Source organism: Pseudoalteromonas sp. DL2-H2.2 (assembly GCF_021532535.1).
Taxonomy (GTDB): Bacteria; Pseudomonadota; Gammaproteobacteria; order Enterobacterales; family Alteromonadaceae; genus Pseudoalteromonas; species Pseudoalteromonas rubra_A.
Genome location: NZ_JAKGBD010000033.1, coordinates 1 through 1586, shown reverse-complemented (window position 1 = coordinate 1586; position 1586 = coordinate 1). Strand labels below are relative to the sequence as shown.

Sequence of the window (1586 nt, the reverse complement as noted above, 5' to 3'; positions counted from 1 at the left end):
CCAACCGTCTAAACAGGGAGTTTAATGTTAGTTCGCCAGATCAAGTATGGTGCGGTGACATTACTTATATATGGACAGGCAGGAAATGGGCCTATCTGGCTGTAGTATTGGATTTATGCACACGCCGTGTCGTGGGCTGGGCTATGTCTCATCAACCAGATGCCAACTTAGCCGTCAAAGCGTTAGACAGAGCCTATGAACAAAGAGGTCGACCATCAAACGTGTTGTTCCATTCTGATCAGGGCAGTCAGTATGTAGCCACAAAGTTCAGGCAAAAACTATGGCGCTATCGTATGACTCAAAGCATGAGCCGCAGGGGGAATTGTTGGGACAATGCACCAATGGAAAGGCTATTCAGAAGTTTAAAAACAGAGTGGGTTCTAGGAACAGGTTATGATTCCTTCAAAGAAGCTGAAAGAGATATTAGTTACTATTTAATGGACTACTACAACTGGCAAAGGCCGCACAGCAACAACGGAATGATGGCGCCAGCAGTTGCGGAAGAAAAACTTTATTTACTGTCCGGGATTAGTTGACCACTACATGTACATATAATAAGCGTATAAGGAGAAGGATTGTTAACGTTTGGCTCGGTTCCTCTTCGCTTTATAGTATGGCCATGCATTATCAGCCTTTTATGCGGGTATTAGCATACAGGAAAGTTTGTGAGAAGATTTCTAGTTTTTGTGTCATTATTCCTAATTGCGTGCTCGCCATCTTGGGAAGAGTCGCCTTATGAGGTTTACTATATCGATGGTACTAAGACGTTAGGGTATAGCCTAGGTGAAGGTGGATATATTGGGCGTATTGATGAGCCTGTAAATATCAAAGCTAATGAAAAATTCATATCAGTTTATGCTTGCCCATATAAAGCATGTGGCTTTTATTACATTGATAAAATTAAAGACCACAAGTTTGCAGAGCACGATGAATTTGTGTTTGGGCCGTATACAAACGAGCAGTTTATAAGACTAGTTAAAAAGTTAGGTTTACCGAGCATCAGCTCAGAGTAAACTGATTACCAATAAACGCTTTAGAGAATGAGGAAAAAAGCTTGGCGTGTGCTTCTTTTTCGCAAATTTAACATGCTATTCTGCGTCGATTAAGAGAAAAACGACAACATCGACCCACCAACACTCATAACAAGGAATGAATACTATGACAAAGTTGATCGCCATTGCAGCGTTTGCAGCGATGGGTGTTTATCAATTAGTTGCAGGTGACTTTATTACAGGCCTGGTCATGCTGGCTTTTGCCATTTTTTTCGCGGTGGTGGAAACCCCAAAGGGAAAGTCGTCAGGTCCTTCTGCGCACACCTCCTATTACGACGGTGATTCGTCGGGCGGGGATAGTGGCGGGGGTGATTAGGTAAAATTACTGTGGTCTCAAAACGCAGTCCTCCAATTCAGCCCTTGGTGAACATGCTGCTAAAACACACAAGCATGTGATGCTTAAGTGCTGTGTACTGGTCAAGTCCAACCGGACACTTTCTTTTTGTAATTTTCATACTCAATTGGACTCATATCATCCAGTGAGCTGTGCAGTCTGATCTTGTTGTAATACCTGATGTATTTCTCTACATCGGA

Annotated in this window: 4 protein-coding genes; 3 read left to right on the top strand and 1 reads right to left on the bottom strand. The window is 42.7% G+C overall.

Annotation, left to right across the window (positions count from 1 at the left end):
- The 3 genes from L1285_RS23465 to L1285_RS23455 all read left to right on the top strand — a co-directional run.
- Window positions 1–536 (top strand): IS3 family transposase (locus L1285_RS23465; protein ID WP_235414548.1); only part of this gene is annotated, 536 nt, incomplete at its 5' end.
- A gap of 129 nt (window positions 537–665) precedes the next feature.
- Window positions 666–1013 carry a hypothetical protein gene (locus L1285_RS23460; RefSeq protein ID WP_235414547.1) on the top strand — a complete coding sequence of 116 codons (348 nt, stop codon included), beginning with the start codon at window positions 666–668 and terminating at the stop codon, window positions 1011–1013.
- Between the two features lie 145 nt (window positions 1014–1158).
- Entirely contained in the window at window positions 1159–1368 is a 210-nt protein-coding gene (locus L1285_RS23455; RefSeq protein ID WP_235414546.1) for a hypothetical protein, read from the top strand.
- A 101-nt stretch (window positions 1369–1469) separates the two neighbouring features.
- Here the strand turns inward: L1285_RS23455 and L1285_RS23995 are convergent.
- Window positions 1470–1586, bottom strand: a 117-nt coding sequence (locus tag L1285_RS23995) for an IS3 family transposase (protein ID WP_442960521.1), incomplete at its 5' end; no start/stop codon positions are given.

Bases quoted from the DNA above. Each gene is read 5' to 3' on its own strand.
- L1285_RS23455 (WP_235414546.1), top strand. From the start codon at position 1,159: ATGACAAAGTTGATCGCCATTGCAGCGTTTGCAGCGATGGGTGTTTAT.